This is a genomic window from Clostridioides sp. ZZV15-6388 (genome assembly GCF_020657755.1).
Classification (GTDB): domain Bacteria; phylum Bacillota; class Clostridia; order Peptostreptococcales; family Peptostreptococcaceae; genus Clostridioides.
In genome coordinates, this window is sequence record NZ_JAGWCU010000067.1 from 1 (window position 1) to 2,956 (window position 2,956).

At 49.1% G+C, this 2,956-nt stretch carries 1 rRNA gene; it reads left to right on the forward strand.

The features are described from left to right. Window positions 1–103: 103 nt before the first annotated feature. Window positions 104–2,956 (forward strand): 23S ribosomal RNA (locus KGF48_RS19610); the annotation flags it as partial.

Here is a 2,956-nt window from a genome sequence, read left to right on the forward strand (position 1 = left end):
ATATATATTTAGTGATATGACATCTAATTTGTAATATATAAAGTTGATAACTTTTTAAAATTATCGAAGTTGATAGCTTCTAATCTATCAAACCTTTTTAACTGGTCAAGTTATTAAGGGTGCAGGGCGGATGCCTTGGCACTAGGAGCCGATGAAGGACGCGATAAGCTGCGATAAGCTTCGGGGAGTTGCACGTAAACTTTGATCCGAAGATTTCCGAATGAGGAAACTCACTTAGAGTAATGTCTAAGTATCATTAAGTGAATACATAGCTTAATGAGGGGAACTCAGGGAACTGAAACATCTAAGTACCTGAAGGAAGAGAAAGAAATTCGATTCCGTAAGTAGCGGCGAGCGAACGCGGAATAGCCCAAACCAATAAAGTTTTCTTTATTGGGGTTGCGGACATATCTTAAACGAAGAGGTATCGTAATTGAAGAGGTTTGGAAAGACCCACCACAGAAGGTAATAGTCCTGTATGTCAAACGAGAAAACTTCAGATATGATCCAGAGTACCACGGGACACGTGAAACCCTGTGGGAAGCAGGAGGGACCACCCTCCAAGGCTAAATACTACCTAGTGACCGATAGCGTATAGTACCGTGAGGGAAAGGTGAAAAGAACCCCGGGAGGGGAGTGAAATAGAACCTGAAACCCTGCACTTACAAGCTGTGGAAGCACATTTCTTGTGTGACCGCGTACTTTTTGTAGAACGGGCCAACGAGTTACGTTAAGTAGCAAGGTTAAGCACTTAAGGTGTGGAGCCGTAGCGAAAGCGAGTTTTAACTGAGCGTTCAGTTACTTGACGTAGACCCGAAACCGGGCGACCTACCCATGAGCAGGATGAAGCGAAAGTAAAATTTCGTGGAGGTCCGAACCCACGAGCGTTGAAAAGCTCGGGGATGACTTGTGGGTAGCGGTGAAATTCCAATCGAGCCCGGAGATAGCTGGTTCTCCCCGAAATAGCTTTAGGGCTAGCCTCAAGGTGAGAGATACGGAGGTAGAGCACTGAATGTCCTAGGGGGTATTGCACCTACCGAAGACTATCAAACTCCGAATGCCGTCATCTTATACTTGGGAGTCAGACTGTGGGTGATAAGATTCATAGTCGAAAGGGCAACAGCCCAGATCGTCAGCTAAGGTCCCTAAATGTAAGTTAAGTGGTAAAGGATGTGGGATTGCACAGACAACCAGGATGTTGGCTTAGAAGCAGCCACTCATTCAAAGAGTGCGTAATAGCTCACTGGTCGAGTGATCCTGCGCCGAAGATTTCCGGGGCTAAAACTTACTACCGAAGCTACGGCATCAGTAATGATGGGTAGGGGAGCTTCCCATACGGGTTGAAGCATGACCGTAAGGACATGTGGACAGTATGGGAGTGAGAATGTTGGCATGAGTAGCGAGATGTGGGTGAGAATCCCACAGGCCGTAAACCCAAGGTTTCCAGGGGAAGGTTCGTCCGCCCTGGGTTAGTCGGGACCTAAGCTGAGGCCGAAAGGCGTAGGTGATGGACAACAGGTTGATATTCCTGTACTACCAATAACCGTTTGAGAGATGGGATGACACAGTAGGATAAGCTAAGCACACTGTTGGTTATGTGTGCCCAAGCATTGAGGCAGTCAGAGTAGGTAAATCCGCTTTGATAATGCTGGGATGTGATGGGGAGCGAAATTTAGTAGCGAAGTAGCTGATTTCACACTGTCAAGAAAAGTCTCTATCGAGGTTAAAGGTACCCGTACCGCAAACCGACACAGGTGGGTGAGGAGAGTATCCTAAGGCCCGCGAGAGAACTGTTGTTAAGGAACTCGGCAAAATGACCCCGTAACTTAGGGATAAGGGGTGCCACCATACGGTGGCCGCAGAGAATAGGCCCAAGCGACTGTTTACCAAAAACATAGGTTTCTGCTAAGTCGCAAGACGATGTATAGGAGCTGACGCCTGCCCGGTGCTGGAAGGTTAAGGGGATCTGTTAGAGCAATCGAAGCAGTGAACTTAAGCCCCAGTAAACGGCGGCCGTAACTATAACGGTCCTAAGGTAGCGAAATTCCTTGTCGGGTAAGTTCCGACCCGCACGAAAGGCGTAACGATTTGGGCACTGTCTCAACAACAGACTCGGTGAAATTGTAATTCCGGTGAAGATGCCGGATACCTGCGACAGGACGGAAAGACCCCATGGAGCTTTACTGTAGCTTGACATTGGGTCTTGGTACTACATGTACAGGATAGGTGGGAGGCTTTGAAACCAGGACGCCAGTTTTGGCGGAGCCATCCTTGGGATACCACCCTTGTAGTACTGGGACTCTAACCATAGGCCATGAATCTGGTCTTGGGACACTGTCAGGTGGGCAGTTTGACTGGGGCGGTCGCCTCCCAAAAGGTAACGGAGGCGCTCAAAGGTTCTCTCAGTACGGTCGGAAATCGTACGTAGAGTGTAAAGGCAAAAGAGAGCTTGATTGCAAGACATACAGGTCGAGCAAGGATGAAAATCGGACTTAGTGATCCGGTGGTTCTGCGTGGAAGGGCCATCGCTCAACGGATAAAAGCTACCCTGGGGATAACAGGCTTATCTCCCCCAAGAGTCCACATCGACGGGGAGGTTTGGCACCTCGATGTCGGCTCATCACATCCTGGGGCTGTAGTAGGTCCCAAGGGTTGGGCTGTTCGCCCATTAAAGTGGTACGCGAGCTGGGTTCAGAACGTCGTGAGACAGTTCGGTCCCTATCCGTCGCAGGCGTAGGAAATTTGAGGAGACCTGTCCTTAGTACGAGAGGACCGGGATGGACGTACCTCTGGTGTACCAGTTGTTCTGCCAAGGGCATGGCTGGGTAGCTATGTACGGAATGGATAAGCGCTGAAAGCATCTAAGCGCGAAGCCAACTTCAAGATAAGATTTCCCACCGCAAGGGTAAGACCCCAGAAAGACTATCTGGTTGATAGGTCGAAGGTGTAAGTGCAG